The organism is Massilia sp. R2A-15 (assembly GCF_030704305.1).
Taxonomy (GTDB): domain Bacteria; phylum Pseudomonadota; class Gammaproteobacteria; order Burkholderiales; family Burkholderiaceae_D; genus JAFCUW01.
Genome location: NZ_CP131935.1, coordinates 2,208,373 through 2,225,793 on the forward strand (window position 1 = coordinate 2,208,373; position 17,421 = coordinate 2,225,793).

The 17,421-nt window shown below is 63.7% G+C and carries 17 protein-coding genes; 2 read left to right on the forward strand and 15 right to left on the reverse strand.

All coding sequences use genetic code 11. The annotated features are described in order from the left end of the window. Position 1: 1 nt before the first annotated feature. From fabZ to Q4S45_RS10170, 15 genes are all read right to left on the reverse strand, one after another. On the reverse strand, positions 2–490 hold the full coding sequence (gene fabZ, locus Q4S45_RS10100; protein WP_305511510.1) for a 3-hydroxyacyl-ACP dehydratase FabZ: 489 nt from the start codon (positions 488–490) through the stop codon (positions 2–4). After that, complete coding sequence (gene lpxD, locus Q4S45_RS10105) at positions 487–1,536, reverse strand: UDP-3-O-(3-hydroxymyristoyl)glucosamine N-acyltransferase (RefSeq protein WP_305511512.1); 1,050 nt, start codon at positions 1,534–1,536, stop codon at positions 487–489. The genes fabZ and lpxD overlap by 4 nt, the downstream gene beginning before the upstream one ends. 30 nt (positions 1,537–1,566) lie before the next feature. Continuing rightward, positions 1,567–2,037: an OmpH family outer membrane protein gene (locus Q4S45_RS10110; RefSeq protein ID WP_305511513.1), complete on the reverse strand. Its 471-nt coding sequence runs from the start codon at positions 2,035–2,037 to the stop codon at positions 1,567–1,569. A 39-nt stretch (positions 2,038–2,076) separates the two neighbouring features. Further along, positions 2,077–2,592, reverse strand: a complete 516-nt coding sequence (locus Q4S45_RS10115; protein ID WP_305511515.1) for an OmpH family outer membrane protein — start codon at positions 2,590–2,592, stop codon at positions 2,077–2,079. Positions 2,593–2,634: 42 nt separating this feature from the next. After that, positions 2,635–4,971, reverse strand: coding sequence for an outer membrane protein assembly factor BamA (gene bamA, locus Q4S45_RS10120; RefSeq protein WP_305511517.1), 2,337 nt, complete (start codon positions 4,969–4,971; stop codon positions 2,635–2,637). 53 nt (positions 4,972–5,024) lie between these two features. Next, entirely contained in the window at positions 5,025–6,365 is a 1,341-nt protein-coding gene (gene rseP, locus Q4S45_RS10125) for an RIP metalloprotease RseP (protein ID WP_305511518.1), read from the reverse strand. After that, positions 6,362–7,537 carry a 1-deoxy-D-xylulose-5-phosphate reductoisomerase gene (ispC, locus tag Q4S45_RS10130; protein ID WP_305511520.1) on the reverse strand — a complete coding sequence of 392 codons (1,176 nt, stop codon included), beginning with the start codon at positions 7,535–7,537 and terminating at the stop codon, positions 6,362–6,364. The genes rseP and ispC overlap by 4 nt, the downstream gene beginning before the upstream one ends. A gap of 9 nt (positions 7,538–7,546) precedes the next feature. After that, a complete protein-coding gene (locus Q4S45_RS10135; RefSeq protein ID WP_305511522.1) occupies positions 7,547–8,377 on the reverse strand; it encodes a phosphatidate cytidylyltransferase in 831 nt (276 codons plus the stop codon). After that, a complete protein-coding gene (gene uppS, locus Q4S45_RS10140; RefSeq protein ID WP_305511524.1) occupies positions 8,378–9,130 on the reverse strand; it encodes a polyprenyl diphosphate synthase in 753 nt (250 codons plus the stop codon). Positions 9,131–9,138: 8 nt separating this feature from the next. Further along, positions 9,139–9,699 carry a ribosome recycling factor gene (gene frr / locus Q4S45_RS10145; RefSeq protein WP_305511525.1) on the reverse strand — a complete coding sequence of 187 codons (561 nt, stop codon included), beginning with the start codon at positions 9,697–9,699 and terminating at the stop codon, positions 9,139–9,141. A 51-nt stretch (positions 9,700–9,750) separates the two neighbouring features. Beyond that, positions 9,751–10,467, reverse strand: coding sequence for a UMP kinase (gene pyrH, locus Q4S45_RS10150; RefSeq protein ID WP_305511527.1), 717 nt, complete (start codon positions 10,465–10,467; stop codon positions 9,751–9,753). 138 nt (positions 10,468–10,605) lie between these two features. Next, positions 10,606–11,514 carry a translation elongation factor Ts gene (tsf, locus tag Q4S45_RS10155; RefSeq protein ID WP_305511529.1) on the reverse strand — a complete coding sequence of 303 codons (909 nt, stop codon included), beginning with the start codon at positions 11,512–11,514 and terminating at the stop codon, positions 10,606–10,608. Positions 11,515–11,642: 128 nt separating this feature from the next. After that, on the reverse strand, positions 11,643–12,392 hold the full coding sequence (gene rpsB, locus Q4S45_RS10160) for a 30S ribosomal protein S2 (protein ID WP_305511531.1): 750 nt from the start codon (positions 12,390–12,392) through the stop codon (positions 11,643–11,645). Positions 12,393–12,753: 361 nt separating this feature from the next. Further along, positions 12,754–13,209 (reverse strand): hypothetical protein, encoded by a 456-nt coding sequence (locus Q4S45_RS10165; RefSeq protein WP_305511533.1) that lies wholly within the window; start codon positions 13,207–13,209, stop codon positions 12,754–12,756. After that, positions 13,206–13,898, reverse strand: coding sequence for a hypothetical protein (locus tag Q4S45_RS10170; RefSeq protein ID WP_305511535.1), 693 nt, complete (start codon positions 13,896–13,898; stop codon positions 13,206–13,208). Before Q4S45_RS10170 ends, Q4S45_RS10165 begins: the two co-directional genes overlap by 4 nt. Positions 13,899–13,996: 98 nt before the next feature. Here Q4S45_RS10170 and map point away from each other — a divergent pair, with 98 nt between their 5' ends. Next, positions 13,997–14,824 (forward strand): type I methionyl aminopeptidase, encoded by an 828-nt coding sequence (gene map, locus Q4S45_RS10175; protein WP_305511536.1) that lies wholly within the window; start codon positions 13,997–13,999, stop codon positions 14,822–14,824. 3 nt (positions 14,825–14,827) lie between these two features. Continuing rightward, entirely contained in the window at positions 14,828–17,410 is a 2,583-nt protein-coding gene (locus Q4S45_RS10180; RefSeq protein ID WP_305511538.1) for a [protein-PII] uridylyltransferase, read from the forward strand. The last annotated feature ends 11 nt before the right edge of the window (positions 17,411–17,421 follow it).

Consider the following 17,421-nt stretch of genomic DNA (forward strand, 5'->3'; position numbering starts at 1 on the left):
GTTACTGTCCCGCCGCCTTGCTCGCGTCGTCGGTGGCGCGGATGGTGCACATCAGTTCCGCTTCCAGCGCGACCGCGCCGTCGACCGATCCGACCGCCTTGTACTTCCAGATGCCGCGCGACACGCGCAGGATCTCGACGTCCATCTTGAGCTGGTCGCCAGGGCCCACCGGGCGCTTGAAGCGCGCGTTGTCGATGCCGACGAAATACACCACCGAGTTCTCGTCGGGCTGCACGCCCATGGTCAGGAACGACAGGATCGCGGCGGTCTGCGCCAGCGCTTCGATCATCAGCACGCCCGGCATGACCGGCTTGTGCGGGAAGTGGCCGTTGAAGAATTCTTCGTTGACGGTGACGTTCTTGATCGCGGTGATCGACTTGTTCGCTTCCCAGGTGAGCACGCGGTCCACCAGCAGCAGCGGATAACGGTGCGGCAGCAGCGCCTTGATCTGGCAAATGTCGAGGGTCTTGTTTTCGGTGGTCGTGGTCATGATTTGTCTGTCAGTGTTTTGATTGTTTTTTCCAGCGCGCGGATTTTATCCCGCATGGAAGCCAGATTGCGAACGATTGCCGCACTTTTTTCCCACTCGGCGTTTTTCGCCAGCGGATAAAAACCCGTGTACTGCCCCGCTTCGAGGATCGAGCGCGAGACCATGCTGCCCGACGAGATGTGCACCCGGTCGGCGATGGTCAGGTGGCCCAGCACCATCGCCGCACCGCCGAAGGTGCAGTACTTGCCAATCTTGGCGCTGCCGGCCACGCCGACGCAGCCAGCCATCGCCGTGTGCGCGCCGATGTGGCAGTTGTGGCCGATCTGGATCTGGTTGTCGAGCTTGACGCCGTCCTCGATGATGGTGTCGGCCAGCGCGCCGCGGTCGATGGTGGTGTTGGCGCCGATGTCGACGTCGTCGCCGATGATCACGCGGCCGGTCTGCGGAATCTTGATGTAGACGCCGCCCTCGTTGGCGAAGCCGAAGCCGTCGGTGCCGATCACGGCGCCCGAATGGATGATGCCGCGCTTGCCGATTTCGCAGCGCGCGTGGAAGGTCGCGTTGGCGAACAGATGGGTGCCCTCGCCGATCACCGCGCCCTTGCCGATGAAGCAGCCGGCCTCGATCACGGCGCCAGCCTTGATAACGGCGCCGTCCAGGATGGTCACGTGCGGCCCGACGTGCGCGCTCGGGTCCACTTGCGCGCTGGCCGCCACGCTGGCGCTCGGGTCGATGCCCGGCAGAGACGCCACTTCGTCCAGCGCCGCGAAATACTGCGCGGCGCGGGCGAAATACACGTAGGGATTATTCGTGACGATGCGCGCGCCGGTGTACGAGGCGGCGACGAATTCGTCGTCGGCGCCCGACACGATCAGCGCGGCCGCGCCGCTCGATGCCGCCTGCGCGCGCAATTTGCTGTTGGAGAGGAAGCTGATGTGATCGGCCCCGGCGTCCGCCAATGGGGCGATCCCGCTCACTTCGAGGTTCGGGTCTCCCACCAGCTGGCCGCCCAAGCGTTCGACCAATTCACCTAGTCGCGTGCCCATCTGGTTGTCCGTTCGATGTCTGGTCAAGCGCTATTTGTCGAGCTGCTTGATGATGTTGTCGGTGATGTCCACTCCCGGCCGCGCCCACAGCACGTCCCGGAACAGGACCACGTCGATTTTTTCCTGTTCGGCGAACCGGCCGATCAGCGCATGCGCCTTCGCGGTGATCAGTTCGCGCTCTTCATTCTTGCGCTGCTGCAGGTCGTCGCGATAGGCGATCTCCTTGCGCCGCGCTTCCTTGTCGAGGTCGAGCAGTTCGCGCCGGCGCCGCGTGCGTTCCGGCTCGGACAGAGACGCCTCGTCGGCATCGTACTGCTCCGACAGCTTGCGCAGCCGCGCCACCATTTCCGCGTTCGCCTTCGCGCGCCCGGAAAACTCCGCCGCGATGCGGGCGTCGGCCGCCTTGGCCTGTTTCGTTTCCGAGTACAGCCGCTCCGGGGCGACGTAGGCCACGCGTGCCGGACCGCCCTGTGCGTGCGCCGCGGCCGCCAATGCCAGCAACCCCAGCGCGCTCCATCTGATTCTGAAAAGTGTCACGTATTATTTGTCGAGCAGCTTGATGATCTTGTCGGTGATGTCGATGCGCGGGCTGGTCCAGGCCGACTCCTGCAGCACCACGTCGAGGTGATCCTGCTCGGCGATCTGTTCGATCAGCTTGTAGGCTTTTTGCGCGATGTTGGCGCGCTCTTCGCTTTTACGCTGCAGCAGGTCCTCGTTGAACTCGCGCTGGGTGCGCTGGACATCCTTCTCCAGATCGGCCACTTCGCGATAGCGCCGCGTGCGCTCTGGCTCGACCAGGTTCGGTGCGTCGGCGTCGAGCTTTTCCGACAGCGCCTTCAGGCGCGCCAGCATGTCGCGGTTGGCCTTCTGGCGCTTCGAGAACTCCGCTTCGATCTTGGCGTCGGCCGCTTTCGCCAGCTTGGAGTCGGTCATCAGGCGCTCGGTGAAGACGAAGCCGATGCGGCTCGGCGCGTTCTGCGCCTGGGCCAGCGAACATGCGCACAAGGCCGCCATGGCGAGCGTCCTGGGCAGCAAGGCAGTCACAGTTTTCAACATAATTCTCCGCTATCTCGGTAGTCTACTGGCGACAGGCATCGATCAGAAACCGGTACCCATCTGGAACTGGAAGCGCTCAATGCGGTCGAGGTACTTCTCATTCAAGGGCTTAGCATAACTCAACTTCAGCGGGCCCACCGGCGAGATCCAGGAGATGCCCAGGCCGGCCGAGTAACGCAACTCGGACAGGCGCATCTTCTGGTTTTCCTGGTACACCTGGCCGGCGTCGAAGAAGCCGAACCAGCGCAGGCTCTTGTCAGGACCGCCGCCCGGGAACGGCATCTGCAGTTCGGTATTGGCGATCAGGCGCTTGGCGCCGCCCAGCGCGTCGCCGAAGTTCGGGTCCACCACGCCCAGCGAGGAGCTGGTGTAGCCGCGCACCGAGCCGATGCCGCCGCCGTAGAAGTTCTTGAAGACCGGGTAGCTGGTGCCGCGGATGCCGTGGCCGTAATCGAACTCGCCCTTGAGCGCCAGGGTGACCATGCGCGTGAGCGGACGGTACCACTGCTGCTCGTAGACCGCGCGGTAGTACTTCGAGTTGCCGACCAGGTCGAGCTCGAGGTTGGCGCGCTGGAAGCGGCCGATCGTCGGGGTGATCGCGCTGTCGCGGCTGTCGCGCGCCCAGGCGGCCGTCAGCGGCAGCGAATTGGTGGTGGCAGAGCCGACACCGCCCGGGATGTGGGCGAACTTCTCCACGTAGTCCCGGTAGCGCTGCGGGCTCGAGCTGTCGGTCTCGATGGTGGTGCGCTCGACGCCGGCGCCGAAGAACACGGTGTCGGTTTCCGAGAACGGCACGCCGAAGCTCATGCGCCCGCCGGTCTGCTTGACGGTGAAGCTGCCGGTGTTGAGCGCCGGCGGACGCGTCGTGCGCAGGTACACCTCGAACGAGCGCGACACGCCGTCGTCGGTGAAGTACGGATTGGTCTGCGAGAACGCGATGGTGCGGCTGTAGCGGCTGGTGTTCAGTTCGATGCCGACGGTGTTGCCGCTGCCGGCGAAGTTGGCCTGCTGGATCGACGCGGTGAAGGTGAACTTCTCGGCCTGCGAGAACGCGCCGCCGATCATGAAGTTACCGGTCGGCTTTTCGGTCACGGTCAGGTTGATGTCGACCTGGTCGGACGTGCCCTGGGCTTCCGGCGTGTCCACCGTGACGTCCTTGAAGTAGCCGAGGCGGTCGACGCGGTCGCGCGAGAGCTTGATCTTGTTGCCGTCGTACCAGGAGCCCTCGAACTGCCGGAACTCGCGGCGGATCACTTCGTCGCGCGTGGTGGTGTTGCCGACGATGTTCATGTGGCGCACGTAGGCGCGCTTGCCCGGATCGATGAAGAAGGTGAAGGCGACCTGGCGCTTTTCGCGGTCGATTTCCGGATTCGCGTTGACGTTGGCGAAGGCGTAGCCGAAGGTGCCGAGGCGGTCCGAGATGCGCTTGTTCGATTCGGTCAGAAGCTCGCCCGAATAGGTCGAGCCGGGCTTGAGCAGCAGCAGCGACTTCAGCTCCTCCTCGCGGCCGAACATCTCGCCATCGAGCTTGACGCCGGAGACGGTGTACTTCTCGCCTTCGGTGATGTTGATCGTCAGGTAGATGTCCTTCTTGTCGGGCGTGATCGAGACCTGGGTCGATTCGATGTTTACTTCGAGGTAGCCGCGGTTCAGGTAGAACGACTTGAGCGCCTCGATGTCGCCGGTCAGCTTGGTCTTCGAATACTGGTCGGCCTTCGAGTACCAGGTGAACCAGCCGGACGTCGACAGCGCCATCGTCTCGCGCAGTTCCTTGTCCGTGAAGTGCTTGTTGCCGACGATGTTGATGCCCTTGATGCGCGCGATGTCGCCTTCGTCCACGTTGAACATGACGGTGACGCGGTTGCGCTCGATCGGGGTCACGGTGGTGGTGATCTTGACGCCGTACAGGCCGTGCGACAGGTACTGGCGCTTGAGCTCCTGCTCGGCGCGGTCGACCGAGGCCTTGTCGAAGATCTTCGCTTCGCCGACGCCGATTTCCTTGAGCGCCTTGATCAGCACGTCCTTCTCGAATTCCTTGGTGCCGGTGAAGTCGACCGTGGAGATGGCCGGCCGTTCTTCGACCAGCACGACCAGCACGCCGTTCTCTTCTTCCAGGCGCACGTCCTTGAAAAAGCCGGTGGCGTACAGCGCCTTGATGGCGGTGATGCTCTTTTCATCGTCGAAGGTTTCGCCCACGCGGACCGGCAGGTAGCTGAACACGGTGCCAGCTTCGGTACGCTGGATCCCTTCGACACGGATGTCCTTGACGACAAACGGATTGACTGCAAGTGCATGGCCGGCGCACAGGGCCAGGGCGGCGGCGCCGATCAAACTGCGGCGAAAGAATGGCAGGGCAAAACGATCTGAATGTAATTTCATTGGCAAAATCAATGGTCAATCATAAGACAACACACATGTTCGAAAGACGCCGGCTACAGCAGCCGGGCGACGTCGTTGAAGACAGCCAGCGCCATCAGCAGGACCAGCAAGCCGATCCCGGCGCGCTGCGCGAAAGCCCCTATCCGTTCAGGCAAGGGGCGGCCGGTCAAAACTTCCAGCGAATAATACAGCAAATGTCCCCCATCCAGCACCGGAATTGGTAACAGATTCATCACACCGAGGCTGATGCTGATGAAGGCGATGAAGCCCAAAAACACCGGGGCGCCCATGCGGGCGGTCTGTCCGGCGTAATCGGCGATGGTGATCGGGCCCGTGACGTTCTTCAGCGAGACCTCGCCGGTGACCATCTTGCCGATCATCTTCACGCTCATGACGCTGGTGTCCCAGGTCTTGCGCACGGCTTTTTCGAACGCTTCGAGCGGCCCTGAGCTGACCGTCACCGTCTCGGGCGCCATGCTGGTCAGGACCTTGATCACCCACGCCTTGCGGGCGGGGTCGAATTCGGGCGCCACCGTCAGGGTGAACGGCGCGCCGCCGCGCAAGCCTTCGAGCGCGATCGGACGACCGGCCGATGCGCGCACCGCCTCGACCAGCGCCACGCCGTCGGTCACCGGCTTGCCGTCGATTGCGGTGACCACGTCGCGCGGCTGCAGGCCGGCCCTGGCGCCCGGGCCAGCGGCGATCACCTGCTCGACTACCGCCTTCGGCCGCCAGAGGTCGAGGCCGAGCTTTGTCAGCACGTCGCCGTCGACGTCGAGGCCGGCCAGCGCGCGCGCCGGCAGGATCGCGACAAACTGGCCGCCTTCGGCCTGGCGCACGTCGAGCCGGGCGTCGCGCTTGTCGACGATCGCCTGGATCAGCTCCCAGCGCAGGTCGCCCCATGCTGCCACCGCGTTGCCGTTGACGGCGACGACGTGCTCGCCGCCGCGCAGGCCGGCGGTGTAGGCGGCGCTGGCTTCGGCCGGCGCGCGCAGCCGGGTCGACGGTTCGACCGTGCCGTACATCGACAGCCCGGTGTACACCAGGATCGCCAGCAGGAAGTTGGCCAGCGGGCCGGCGGCGACGATGGCGATGCGGCGCCACACGCTTTGATGGGTGAACTCGCGGCGCAGGTCGGCCTCGGTCATGCCCGGAGCGTCGGGGTCGCGCAGGTCGAGCATCTTGACGTAGCCGCCCAGCGGCAGCGCGGAGACCGCCCATTCGGTCTGGTCGGGTCCGAAGCGGCGCGACCAGACGATCTTGCCCATGCCGACCGAGAAGCGCAGCACCTTCACGCCGCACAGGCGCGCGACGACGTAATGCCCCAGCTCGTGGAAGATGATCAGGGGGCCCAGCGCAAGCAGGAAGGCCAGCGCGGTGGTGATCAGGTTCATCGCGCGATACCGGCCACGATGGTGCGCGCCGCGGCGCGCGCAAGCGCGTCCTGCGCCATCACCGCTTCGATGCTGCTGGCGGCGCCATGCTCGTTTTCGTGCATCACGCGGGCGATCACGCGGTCGATGTCGCGAAAGCCGATGCGGCGATCGAGGAAGGCTTCCACCGCCACTTCATTGGCCGCGTTGAGCAGCGCCGGCGAGGTGCCGCCGGCGACCAGCGCCTCGAACGCCAGCGCCAGGCACGGGAAGCGCGCGAAGTCGGGCTTTTCGAATTGCAGCGTGCCGATGGTGGTCAGGTCGAGCTGCCCTACTCCCGACTCGATCCGCTCCGGGAAGGCCAGCGCGTGGGCGATCGGCGTGCGCATGTCGGGGTTGCCCAGTTGCGCCAGCACCGAGCCATCGACGTAGGACACCATCGAGTGGATCACGCTTTGCGGGTGGATCACCACGTCGATCTGCGACGCCGGGGCGCCGAACAGCCAGTGCGCCTCGATCACCTCGAGGCCCTTGTTCATCATGGTGGCCGAATCGACCGAGATCTTGCGGCCCATCGACCAGTTCGGGTGCTTGCAGGCCTGCTCGGGCGTGACGTCTTCCAGCGTCTCGACGGCGCGCGACAGGAAGGGGCCGCCGGATGCGGTCAGGACGATCTTGGCGACGCCGGCGCCTTCGGGCGAGCGCGCGTACGACTGCGGCAGCGACTGGAAGATGGCATTGTGCTCGCTGTCGATCGGCAGCAGGATTGCACCATTTTGGTGCACTGCGTCCATGAACAGCTGGCCGGACATCACCAGCGCTTCCTTGTTCGCCAGCAGGATCTTCTTGCCGGCGCGGGCTGCGGCGAGGGCCGGCGCGAGGCCGGCGGCGCCGACGATGGCGGCCATCACGGTATCGGCTTCGGCCGCCACTTCGCACAGCGCCGCTTCGCCGTAGGAGACGTCGCAGCGGATGTCTTTCGCGCGCAGCAGCGAAGCCAGTTGCGATGCCGCTTCAGCGCTGCCGACCACCGCGCGGCGCGGACGGAACTGCGCGCATTGCGCGGCCAGTTCTTCGACCTTGCTGTGCGCGGTCAGCGCGTGGACTTTGTATTTGTCGGGATGACGCGCGAGCACGTCGAGGGTCGACACACCGATCGAGCCGGTGGCGCCTAGGATGGTGATGTGTTGCATGGGATGCCTTTAGAGCCAGGTGTCGATCAGCGCAGCCAAGGGCAATACGGGGATCAGGGCGTCGATCCGGTCCAGCACTCCGCCGTGGCCAGGCAGCAGGCTGCTGCTGTCCTTGACGCCGGCGCGGCGCTTCAACTGGGATTCGAACAGGTCGCCGACGATGCTCGCGGCGACGATCACGGCCAGGATGGCCGCCAGCACCGCCCAGCCGAATTTGGCCTGGACGTGCACCGCGAAGGTGTCGGCCAGCGCGGCGCCGCCGAAGATCACGGTCGATGCGGCGATGACGAACACCGCGATGGCGCCGCCGATCGCGCCTTCCCAGGATTTGCCGGGGGAGATCGATGGGGCGAGTTTATGTTTGCCGAAGGCCTTGCCGGCGGCGTAGGCGCCGATGTCGGCGATCCACACCAGCGCCATCACGGACAGCAGGTAGGCCGGCGAATGGCGGAACAGCGCGACGATGGCGGCGAAGCAGGCGACGATGGCGATCGCGTAGGTCAGCGACAGCATGGTGTTGGCGGTGGTGCCAAGCGCCGGCAGGCCGATCTTCAGCGACGGCGCCAGGCGCAGCAGCCAGATCAGCGCGCTGATGGCGAACCAGAACAGCATGACAGCCTGGTGCGCGACGAAGAAGGCGTACACGAAGGCCGCAGTCCACGCGGCGGCGATGAGCAGCGCGCGGGCCGAGCCGGGATTGAACAGGCGGAAGCCTTCCCAGATCGCGGCGCCGAAGAACACCGTGACCACCACCGCGAACGCGATCGGGTCGTGAAAGTACAGCACCGGCAGCAATACCGCCAGCAACGCGACCGCCGTGATGATACGGGTCTTGAGCATTTATTTTTTCTTTTCGGCCAGTTGGTCGCCGGTGCGGCCAAAACGCCGTTCGCGGCCTTGATACGAGGAGATCGCCGTGTCCAGCGCCGCGGTCGAGAAGTCGGGCCAGAAGGTGTCGGTGAAGTACAGCTCGGAATACGCCAGCTGCCACAGCAGGAAGTTCGAGATGCGCTCTTCCCCGCCGGTGCGGATGAACAGGTCCGGCTCGGGCGCGTACGCCATCGCCAGGTGTTCGGCCAGCTGCTCTTCCGTGAAATCGGTTACACCCGGATGCGCAGCGACCATCTTGCCGGTGGCCTGCATGATGTCCCAGCGGCCGCCGTAGTTGGCGCAGATGGTCAGCGTCAGGCGCGTGTTGTTGGCGGTGCGGCGCTCGGCGTTGGCGATCATTTCGCGCAGCTTGGCGTCAAAGCGCGACAGGTCGCCCACCACCTTCAGGCGGATGTCGTTGGCGTGCATCTTCGCCACTTCGCGCTCGAGCGCGGTGACGAACAGGCGCATCAGCAGCGACACTTCCTCTTCCGGGCGGCGCCAGTTCTCCGACGAGAACGCGAACAGCGTCAGGTACTCGATGCCGCGCTCGACACAGGCCTCGACGCAATCGCGCACCGCCTCCACGCCCTTGACGTGGCCGGCAACGCGCGGCAGCAGCCGCTTGGTGGCCCAGCGGCCGTTGCCGTCCATGATGATCGCCACGTGCCGGGGCACCTTGGCGACTTCAGGGACGGCTGTGGTGGAACTCTTGAAGATCATCTGGGAAGTTAAACCGTCAGCACTTCTTTTTCTTTGTCGACGACCATCTTGTCGACCTCGGCGACGAACTTGTCGGTCAGCTTCTGGATCTCGTCGGTCGAACGGCGCTCGTCGTCTTCCGACGCCAGCTTGTCCTTGACCAGCTTCTTGACCTGCTCGTTGGCGTCGCGGCGGATGTTGCGGATCGCGATCTTGGCGTCTTCCGCCTCGTTCTTGACCAGCTTGACCATTTCCTTGCGGCGCTCTTCGGACAGCATCGGGGTCGGCACGCGGATCTGCTCGCCCTGCGACGACGGGTTCAGGCCCAGGTCGGAATCGCGGATCGCCTTTTCGATGGTGGTCAGCATCTTCTTTTCGTACGGCTGCACGCCGATGGTGCGGGCGTCGATCAGGGTCACGTTGGCGACCTGGCTCAGCGCGGTCGGCGAACCGTAGTACTCGACCATGACGTGGTCGAGGATGCCGGTGTGGGCGCGGCCGGTACGGACCTTGGCCAGGTCGGCGCGCAGCGTCTCGATCGACTTTGCCATGCGATCCTGGGCGTTTTTCTTGATGTCAGCGATGGTCATGCTGCTCTCCTGTAGCTTTTTAAGATTGTTGCTTGAAAATAATGCGATATTTTACACGTGAACCAGGGTGCCTTCATCCTCGCCCATGATCACGGCCTTGAGCGCGCCCGGCTTGACGATCGAGAACACCTTGATCGGCAGCTTCTGGTCGCGGCACAGCGCGAACGCGGTCGCGTCCATCACCTGCAGGTGCTTGGCGATCGCCTCGTCGAAGGTGATCGACTCGTAGCGGGTGGCGTTCGGGTCCTTCTTAGGGTCGGCAGTATATACGCCATCGACCTTGGTTGCCTTCAGCACGATCTCGGCGCTGATCTCGGAGCCGCGCAGCGCGGCGGCGGTGTCGGTGGTGAAGAATGGATTGCCGGTGCCGGCGGCGAACACGACGACCTTGCCCTCTTCCAGGTACTGCAGCGCCTTCGGGCGCACGTAAGGCTCGACCACCTGGTCGATGCCGATGGCCGACATCACGCGCGCGGTCACACCGGCCTGGCGCATCGCGTCGGCCAGCGCCAGCGCGTTCATCACGGTGGCCAGCATGCCCATGTAGTCGGCGGTGGCGCGGTCCATGCCCTGGGCGCCCGGCGCGACGCCGCGGAAGATGTTGCCGCCGCCGATGACCACGGCCAGCTCCACGCCCATTTTCGCCACCTCCGCCACGTCGGCGACCATGCGCTCGATCGTGCCGCGGTTGATCCCGTACGGATCGTCGCCCATCAGTGCTTCGCCAGACAACTTGAGAAGAACGCGTTTATAGGCTGGTTTGGTCATGTAGAGGCTCCTGGGTGACGGATTATTCGGTGCTGGCCGGCGGGCGCCTCGCGGGCGCGCCGGCCGGCCTCACCGCCCGCGAGGGACGGTGGAACTTGCGACAGCTAAAAAAACGGGCCTTCCGGCCCGCTTTGCAACTTACTGCTTCGAGGCAGCCATCTGGGCTGCGACTTCTGCGGCAAAGTCGTCCTGCTTCTTCTCGATACCCTCGCCAACGACGAACATGGTGAATGCCTTGACGGTGGTGTTGGCCGCTTTCAGCATCTGCTCGATCGACTGCTTGTCGTTCTTGACGAACGCCTGGTTCAGCAGCGAGACTTCCTTCAGGTACTTCTGGACCGAACCTTCGAGGCGCTTGGCCAGGATTTCCGGCGACTGGGCCGGCTTGCCTTCGGCGGCGGCCTTGTCGGCGTCCTCCTGGGCCTTCAGTGCGGCGACCGAACGCTCTTTCTCGATCAGTTCAGCTGGCACCTGGTCGGCCGACAGCGACACTGGCTTCATCGCGGCGATGTGCATCGCGACGTCCTTGCCGACCTGCTCGTCCGCGCCTTCGAATTCGACCATCACGCCGATACGGTTGCTGTGGATGTACGAAGCGAGCTTGCCGGTGGTTTCGAAACGCTGGAAGCGGCGGATCGACATATTTTCGCCGATTTTGCCGATCAGTGCGGCACGCACTTCATCCAGGGTCTTGCCGTCGAGCGGCAGGGCCAGCAGGGCAGCCACGTCGGCCGGGTTGTGCTCGACCACCAGCTTGGCGGCGTTGTTGGCCAGCGCCAGGAAGTCGTCGTTCTTGGCGACGAAGTCGGTTTCGCTGTTAATTTCCAGTAGTGCGCCCTTGTTGCCGGCGATGTAAGCGACGACCACGCCTTCGGCGGTGATGCGCGACGAGGCTTTCGACGCCTTGCCGCCCAGCTTGACGCGCAGGATCTCTTCCGCACGGGCCATGTCGCCTTCGGCTTCGGTCAGTGCTTTTTTGCATTCCATCATTGGTGCGTCGGTCTTGCCGCGCAGTTCGCCTACCATCGCTGCAGTAATCGCTGCCATGTGAATTCTCCTAATATCTATCCGTCGGGGGCGCGCATTGCTGGCGCCGCGCTATCGACTTCGGTTTAAAAAAAAGGGTGACGACGCCACCCTTTTTGATTCAAGCAGGGTCGCCCCTGCTTAGGTAATTACGCCTGCTCGGAAACTTCGACGAAGTCGTCGCCCGACGACTTGACCATGTCGGCCACTTCGTTGGTGGCGTTGGCACGGCCTTCGATGATCGCATCAGCGACGCCGCGGGCGTACAGCATGATGGCCTTCGACGAGTCGTCGTTGCCTGGAATGACGTGGGTCACGCCTTCTGGCGAGTGGTTGGTATCGACCACGCCGATGACCGGGATGCCCAGCTTGCCGGCTTCGGTGATCGCGCCCTTGTGGTAGCCGACGTCGACGACGAAGATCGCGTCAGGCACGCCGCCCATTTCCTTGATGCCGCCGATGGACTTCTGCAGCTTGACCATCTCGCGCTGGAACATCAGGCCTTCTTTTTTCGACAGCTTCTCGACCGAACCGTCTTCGATCTGGGCTTCCATGTCCTTCAGGCGCTTGATCGAGGTCTTGATGGTCTTGAAGTTGGTCAGCATGCCGCCGAGCCAACGCTGGTCGACGAAAGGCACGCCTGCGCGCTGGGCTTCAGCGGCGATGATGTCGCGGGCCTGGCGCTTGGTGCCGACCATCAGGATGGTGCCGCGCTGGGCAGCAACCTGCTTGATGGTTTTCATCGCTTCCTGATACATGCCCATCGTCTTTTCCAAGTTGATGATATGGATCTTGTTGCGGTGACCGAAGATGAACGGCGCCATCTTTGGGTTCCAAAAACGGGTTTGGTGACCGAAGTGGACACCGGCTTCCAGCATTTCACGCATTGTTACGGACATTACATTTCTCCAGGGTTGGGTCTGGAATCCGGTCAGTCACCATTCAGGCACCCTTTGCGACCGGACTCGCGATTTAACATTATTTGCACTACGTTTTACATCTTCGCCCGAAAAGCTAACCGAGCAACCCGAGATTATAAGCGGATTTGGGCAGTCTTTCAAGTGATTCCCCGTGCTGGCGGCGCGCCCAAGGGGCTTGCCTGAGACGTCAGGCAAGCTGCCGCGCCAGCCGCCAGGTTTTGTCAACTCGGAATGGCGGTGTCTGCGTCCGCAGGAGAGATGCCCGACTGGAGAAGCGACCGGTCAGCGTCAGCCCCTCTAAGCCAGGGTCATGCGGATACGGACCGGGAACGGCGGCCAATCAGAAAGCAGCCATCAGCGCACGTCGAATCGTCTCAACCGCAGTTCCGGCGCTCTCATCACTAAGCCATGCTGTGCGAACATTGTCCTGATTCAGGGCGCGAACAGCCGAACCATCCTGCGCTCCATCGACAATCAACAGAAATTCTTTCCCAGCCTTGTGGTAGGCGTCGCTAATTAACTTGAACTTCATAAGGTTCGCGCGCGAAAGACCCTGGGATGCCTTGAGTTCGACAGCAAGCAATCTGCCCGTCTCGTCATTCCGAATGAGAAAATCCGGCCGATATCCGAACGATCCCTCGCCCTCATCAGGGACAACGCGGATCGAATCTTGCTCTTGTGTCCACGATAGGGGAGCGGACAGCGCGCACGAGAGTGACTCTGCCAGTTTTCGCTCGGACAGCGAGCGGAATTGGCGTTGCTCGCCGGGGCGATTCGCGAAATCAAAATCGTTCATGGCACCTCCTTCCATTTCCATTCATCTCCATGATAGACGAAAAGCCCCACCTCGACGGCGAAGGCAAGCACCGCGGCCGCAAAGCCGAACATCGCAGCGACGGCTGAGGGGGTTCCCGCCAAAAACTTGGAACTTAGTCCGAAAACGAGCCCCGGGACCAAGAGTTTGCTCGCCCATTTTTCGCCGGCGGCGCTACTTAGCTGACCGAGCAGGGAAACTCGAACCCCACTCATAATCAGCGTTTCCCCCTCCTCTTCCTCGACAAAAATCCTTGCATCGATCAATTTTCTTCCCTTATTTAGCTCGGGCAGCAACTGTTGGGTCACGCGCCGCGTTTGCTTTTTGAGTTCCGCTACGGTGGTAGCAGTGATATGTATCGTGATTGTTGTCGGACCATCGAAGAAGTACAAAATCGACGCGGCGTCGCGAATCAGTTGGGCCGCTATGACAGTTGGCGCGACCGCCGGAGCCATTGACGCGTAAGTGGTGCCCTTCAATGCGACGAGGGGCTGTACCCCCTGTGATCCAACATGCTCGCTCAGCGCTTGGCAAAGCGCTGGTCGATCATACGATGCAGTGACAGTAATCTGAGCGTACATCTCTATCCCACGGGCCAAGAGGCGAATCGTAACGAACAAGGCGACATCTTCGCCCGGATCGTCCAGATACAGCTTGACACTTATCGCCATGGCCATCGCCAGACATCGACATCCCTTATAATGTCGGATATCCGCGTCCCAGCCGAAGCTCTCGCTGCGCACCCACTTTTTTGCCGATTGTGAACTCTATGTCCTCCATCTCCATCAAGACCCCCGAAGAAATCGCGGGCATGCGCATTGCCGGCCGCCTCGGCTCCGAAGTACTCGACTACATCACCCCGTTCGTCAAGGCCGGCGTGACCACAGGCGAACTCGATCGCCTGTGCCACGAGTACATGGTGAACGTGCAGGGCTCGATCCCGGCGCCGCTGAACTATTGTCCGCCCGGCTACACCCCGTATCCGAAGGCGATCTGCACCTCGGTCAACGACGTGATCTGCCACGGCATCCCGGGCGACAAGGTGCTCAAGAACGGCGACGTGGTCAACCTCGACATCACCGTCATCAAGGATGGCTACCACGGCGACAACAGCCGCATGTTCTTCATCGGCGAGCCGTCGATCCTGGCCAAGCGCCTGTCCGACGTGACCTACGAATGCATGTGGCTGGGGATCTCGAAAGTGAAGCCGGGCGCGCACCTGGGCGACATCGGCCACGTGATCCAGCAGCACGCCGAAAAGCACGGCTACAGCGTGGTGCGCGAATTCTGTGGCCACGGCATCGGCAAGGTGTTCCACGAAGAGCCGCAAGTGCTGCACTACGGTCGTCCGGGCACGCTGGAGAAGCTTGAAGCGGGCATGATCTTCACGATCGAGCCGATGATCAACGCCGGTCGCCGCGATATCCGCGAAATGGGCGACGGCTGGACCATCAAGACCAAGGACCGCAGCCTGTCGGCGCAGTGGGAGCACACCGTGCTGGTCACCGAAACCGGCTACGAGATCCTGACCCTGTCGGCCGGCTCACCGCCGCCGCCGGCCTTCATCGCCCAGCCAGCGGCCACCGCGGCGGCGTAAGCCATGCCCGCCGCCGTCCCGACCAGCACCGCGCGCGACCTCCTCAAGCAGCAGCTGAAGGCGGATCGCCAGGTCCTGATCGCCGCGTTTCGCGAAGACGGCAAGCCGGAAAAGCTGCTGCGCGGCCTGCGCCAGAGCGTCGATGCGGTGCTGGCCGAGGCGTGGGCCGGCGCCGGCCTGCCGCCCAACACGGCGCTGGTCGGCGTGGGCGGCTACGGCCGCGGCGAACTGTTCCCCTACTCCGACGTCGACCTCCTGATCCTTTTATCAGAACCGGCCGATGCGATCAACCGCGGCCGGCTCGAGAACCTGGTGCAGCTGCTGTGGGACCTGGGCCTGGAGATCGGCAGCAGCATCCGCACCATCGACGAGTGCATGACCGAGTCGCAGGCCGACATCACGGTGCAAACCAGCCTGCTCGAAGCGCGCCTGGTGTGCGGCGACCAGGAGCTGTTCGAGCGGATGCAGGAGCGCTATCACGGCGCGCTCGACCCGCAGGCTTTTTTCCAGGCCAAGACCGCCGAAATGCGGCTGCGCCACGCCAAGTACGAGGACACCGCGTTCGCGCTCGAGCCGAACTGCAAGGAGAGCCCGGGCGGGCTGCGCGACCTGCAGGTGATCCTGTGGGTGGCCAAGGCTGCCGGCCTTGCCAACTCATGGAGCCAGCTGGCCACGCGCGGCCTGATCACCCAGACCGAGGCGCGCGCGCTGATGGAAAAGGAAAGCGCGTTCAAGGACATCCGCATCCGCCTGCACCTGCATACCGGCCGGCGCGAGGACCGGCTGGTGTTCGACGTGCAGACGGCCATCGCCGAGTCGCTGGGCCTGGCGCCCACCGGCGAAGGCGTCAACGCGCGCCGCTCCAGCGAGATCCTGATGCAGCGCTACTACTGGGCCGCCAAGACGGTCACCCAGCTCAACACGATCCTGCTGCAGAATATCGAGGCGCAGCTGTTCCCGCAGCCGGTGGTGCTGGTCGAGATCAACGAGCGCTTCAACGAGGTCAATGACCTGATCGACATCCGCGACGACGACACGTTCGAAAAGTACCCGTCGTCGATGCTCGAGATCTTCGTGGTGATGACCGAGCGCCCGAACCTGAAGGGCATGACCGCCCGCACCACACGCGCGCTGTGGCACGCGCGCAGGCGCATCGGCGACGCCTTCCGCGCCGATCCGGCGAACAAGGCGCTGTTCCTGCGCATCCTGCAGGCGCCGGTGGGCCTGGTCCACGCGCTGCGCCGCATGAACGACATGAGCATCCTGGGCCGCTACCTGCCGGCCTTCCGCCCGATCGTCGGCCAGATGCAGCACGACCTGTTCCACGTCTACACGGTCGACCAGCACATCATGATGGTGGTGCGGAACATGCGCCGCTTCACGATGAGCGAGCACGCGCACGAATACCCGTTCTGCAGCCAGCTGATCGCCAACTTCCGCGACGCCTGGCTGCTGTACGTGGCCGCGCTGTTCCATGACATCGCCAAGGGCCGCGGCGGCGACCATTCAAAGCTCGGCGTCGAGGACGCGCGCCAGTTCTGCGAAAGCCACGGCATCGAGCCCGAGGACACCGAACTGGTGGTTTTCCTGGTCGAGCAGCACCTGACGATGTCGCAGGTGGCGCAGAAGCAGGACCTGTCGGACCCCGACGTCATCTCGGCCTTCGCCGCGACGGTGCGGGACGAACGGCACCTGACCGCGCTGTACCTGCTGACGGTGGCCGACATCCGCGGCACCAGCCCGAAGGTGTGGAACGCGTGGAAGGCCAAGCTGCTCGAGGACCTGTACCGCGTGACCCTGCGCGTGCTGGGCGGCGAGCCGCATTCGGCCGACCGCGAACTGCGCAACCGCCAGGATGAGGCGCGCGCGATGCTGCGCCTGTACGGTCTGCCCGAACATGCGCACGAGGCGCTGTGGCGCCAGCTCGACGTGGCCTGGTTCCTGCGCCACGACGCCGCCGACATCGCGTGGCTCACGCGCTCGCTGCACGACCGCCTCGACTCGCCCAAACCGGTGGTCAAGTGCCGCCTGGCGCCGATCGGCGAAGGGCTGCAGGTGGCGGTGTACCTGAAGGACCAGCCGGACCTGTTCGCGCGCATCTGCAGCTACTTCGACCGCAAGAATTTCTCCATCCTCGACGCCAAGATCCACACCACCGCGGATGGCTACGCGCTCGACACTTTCCTCGTCACCGAACAGAATTTCGCCAAGAGCTACCGCGACATCATCAGCCTGATCGAGCACGAGATCTGCGAGCTGCTGACGAAGCAGACCCCGCTGCCGGCGCCTTCGCGGGGGCGCCTGTCGCGTATGTCGCGCACCTTCCCGATCACGCCGACGGTGGACCTGCGCCCGGACGAACGCGGCCAGTACTACCTGCTGTCGATTTCGGCGGCCGACCGCACTGGCCTCTTGTACTCGATCGCCAGCGTGCTCACGCGCTATCGCATCAACCTGCACACGGCCAAGATCATGACCCTCGGCGAGCGCGTCGAGGACGTGTTCCTGGTCGACGGCAAGGTCCTGGCCAGTTCGCGCAACCAGATCCAGCTTGAAACCGACCTGCTGGACGCCCTCAAAGTTTAATTGGAATTATC

Bases quoted from the DNA above. Each gene is read 5' to 3' on its own strand.
- Q4S45_RS10180 (WP_305511538.1), top strand. From the start codon at position 14,828: ATGCCCGCCGCCGTCCCGACCAGCACCGCGCGCGACCTCCTCAAGCAG.
- ispC (WP_305511520.1), bottom strand. From the start codon at position 7,537: ATGCAACACATCACCATCCTAGGCGCCACCGGCTCGATCGGTGTGTCG.
- Q4S45_RS10115 (WP_305511515.1), bottom strand. From the start codon at position 2,592: ATGTTGAAAACTGTGACTGCCTTGCTGCCCAGGACGCTCGCCATGGCG.
- Q4S45_RS10135 (WP_305511522.1), bottom strand. From the start codon at position 8,377: ATGCTCAAGACCCGTATCATCACGGCGGTCGCGTTGCTGGCGGTATTG.
- lpxD (WP_305511512.1), bottom strand. From the start codon at position 1,536: ATGGGCACGCGACTAGGTGAATTGGTCGAACGCTTGGGCGGCCAGCTG.
- map (WP_305511536.1), top strand. From the start codon at position 13,997: ATGTCCTCCATCTCCATCAAGACCCCCGAAGAAATCGCGGGCATGCGC.
- rseP (WP_305511518.1), bottom strand. From the start codon at position 6,365: ATGAACCTGATCACCACCGCGCTGGCCTTCCTGCTTGCGCTGGGCCCC.
- uppS (WP_305511524.1), bottom strand. From the start codon at position 9,130: ATGATCTTCAAGAGTTCCACCACAGCCGTCCCTGAAGTCGCCAAGGTG.
- fabZ (WP_305511510.1), bottom strand. From the start codon at position 490: ATGACCACGACCACCGAAAACAAGACCCTCGACATTTGCCAGATCAAG.
- bamA (WP_305511517.1), bottom strand. From the start codon at position 4,971: ATGAAATTACATTCAGATCGTTTTGCCCTGCCATTCTTTCGCCGCAGT.
- rpsB (WP_305511531.1), bottom strand. From the start codon at position 12,392: ATGTCCGTAACAATGCGTGAAATGCTGGAAGCCGGTGTCCACTTCGGT.
- pyrH (WP_305511527.1), bottom strand. From the start codon at position 10,467: ATGACCAAACCAGCCTATAAACGCGTTCTTCTCAAGTTGTCTGGCGAA.
- tsf (WP_305511529.1), bottom strand. From the start codon at position 11,514: ATGGCAGCGATTACTGCAGCGATGGTAGGCGAACTGCGCGGCAAGACC.
- Q4S45_RS10165 (WP_305511533.1), bottom strand. From the start codon at position 13,209: ATGAACGATTTTGATTTCGCGAATCGCCCCGGCGAGCAACGCCAATTC.
- frr (WP_305511525.1), bottom strand. From the start codon at position 9,699: ATGACCATCGCTGACATCAAGAAAAACGCCCAGGATCGCATGGCAAAG.
- Q4S45_RS10170 (WP_305511535.1), bottom strand. From the start codon at position 13,898: ATGGCGATAAGTGTCAAGCTGTATCTGGACGATCCGGGCGAAGATGTC.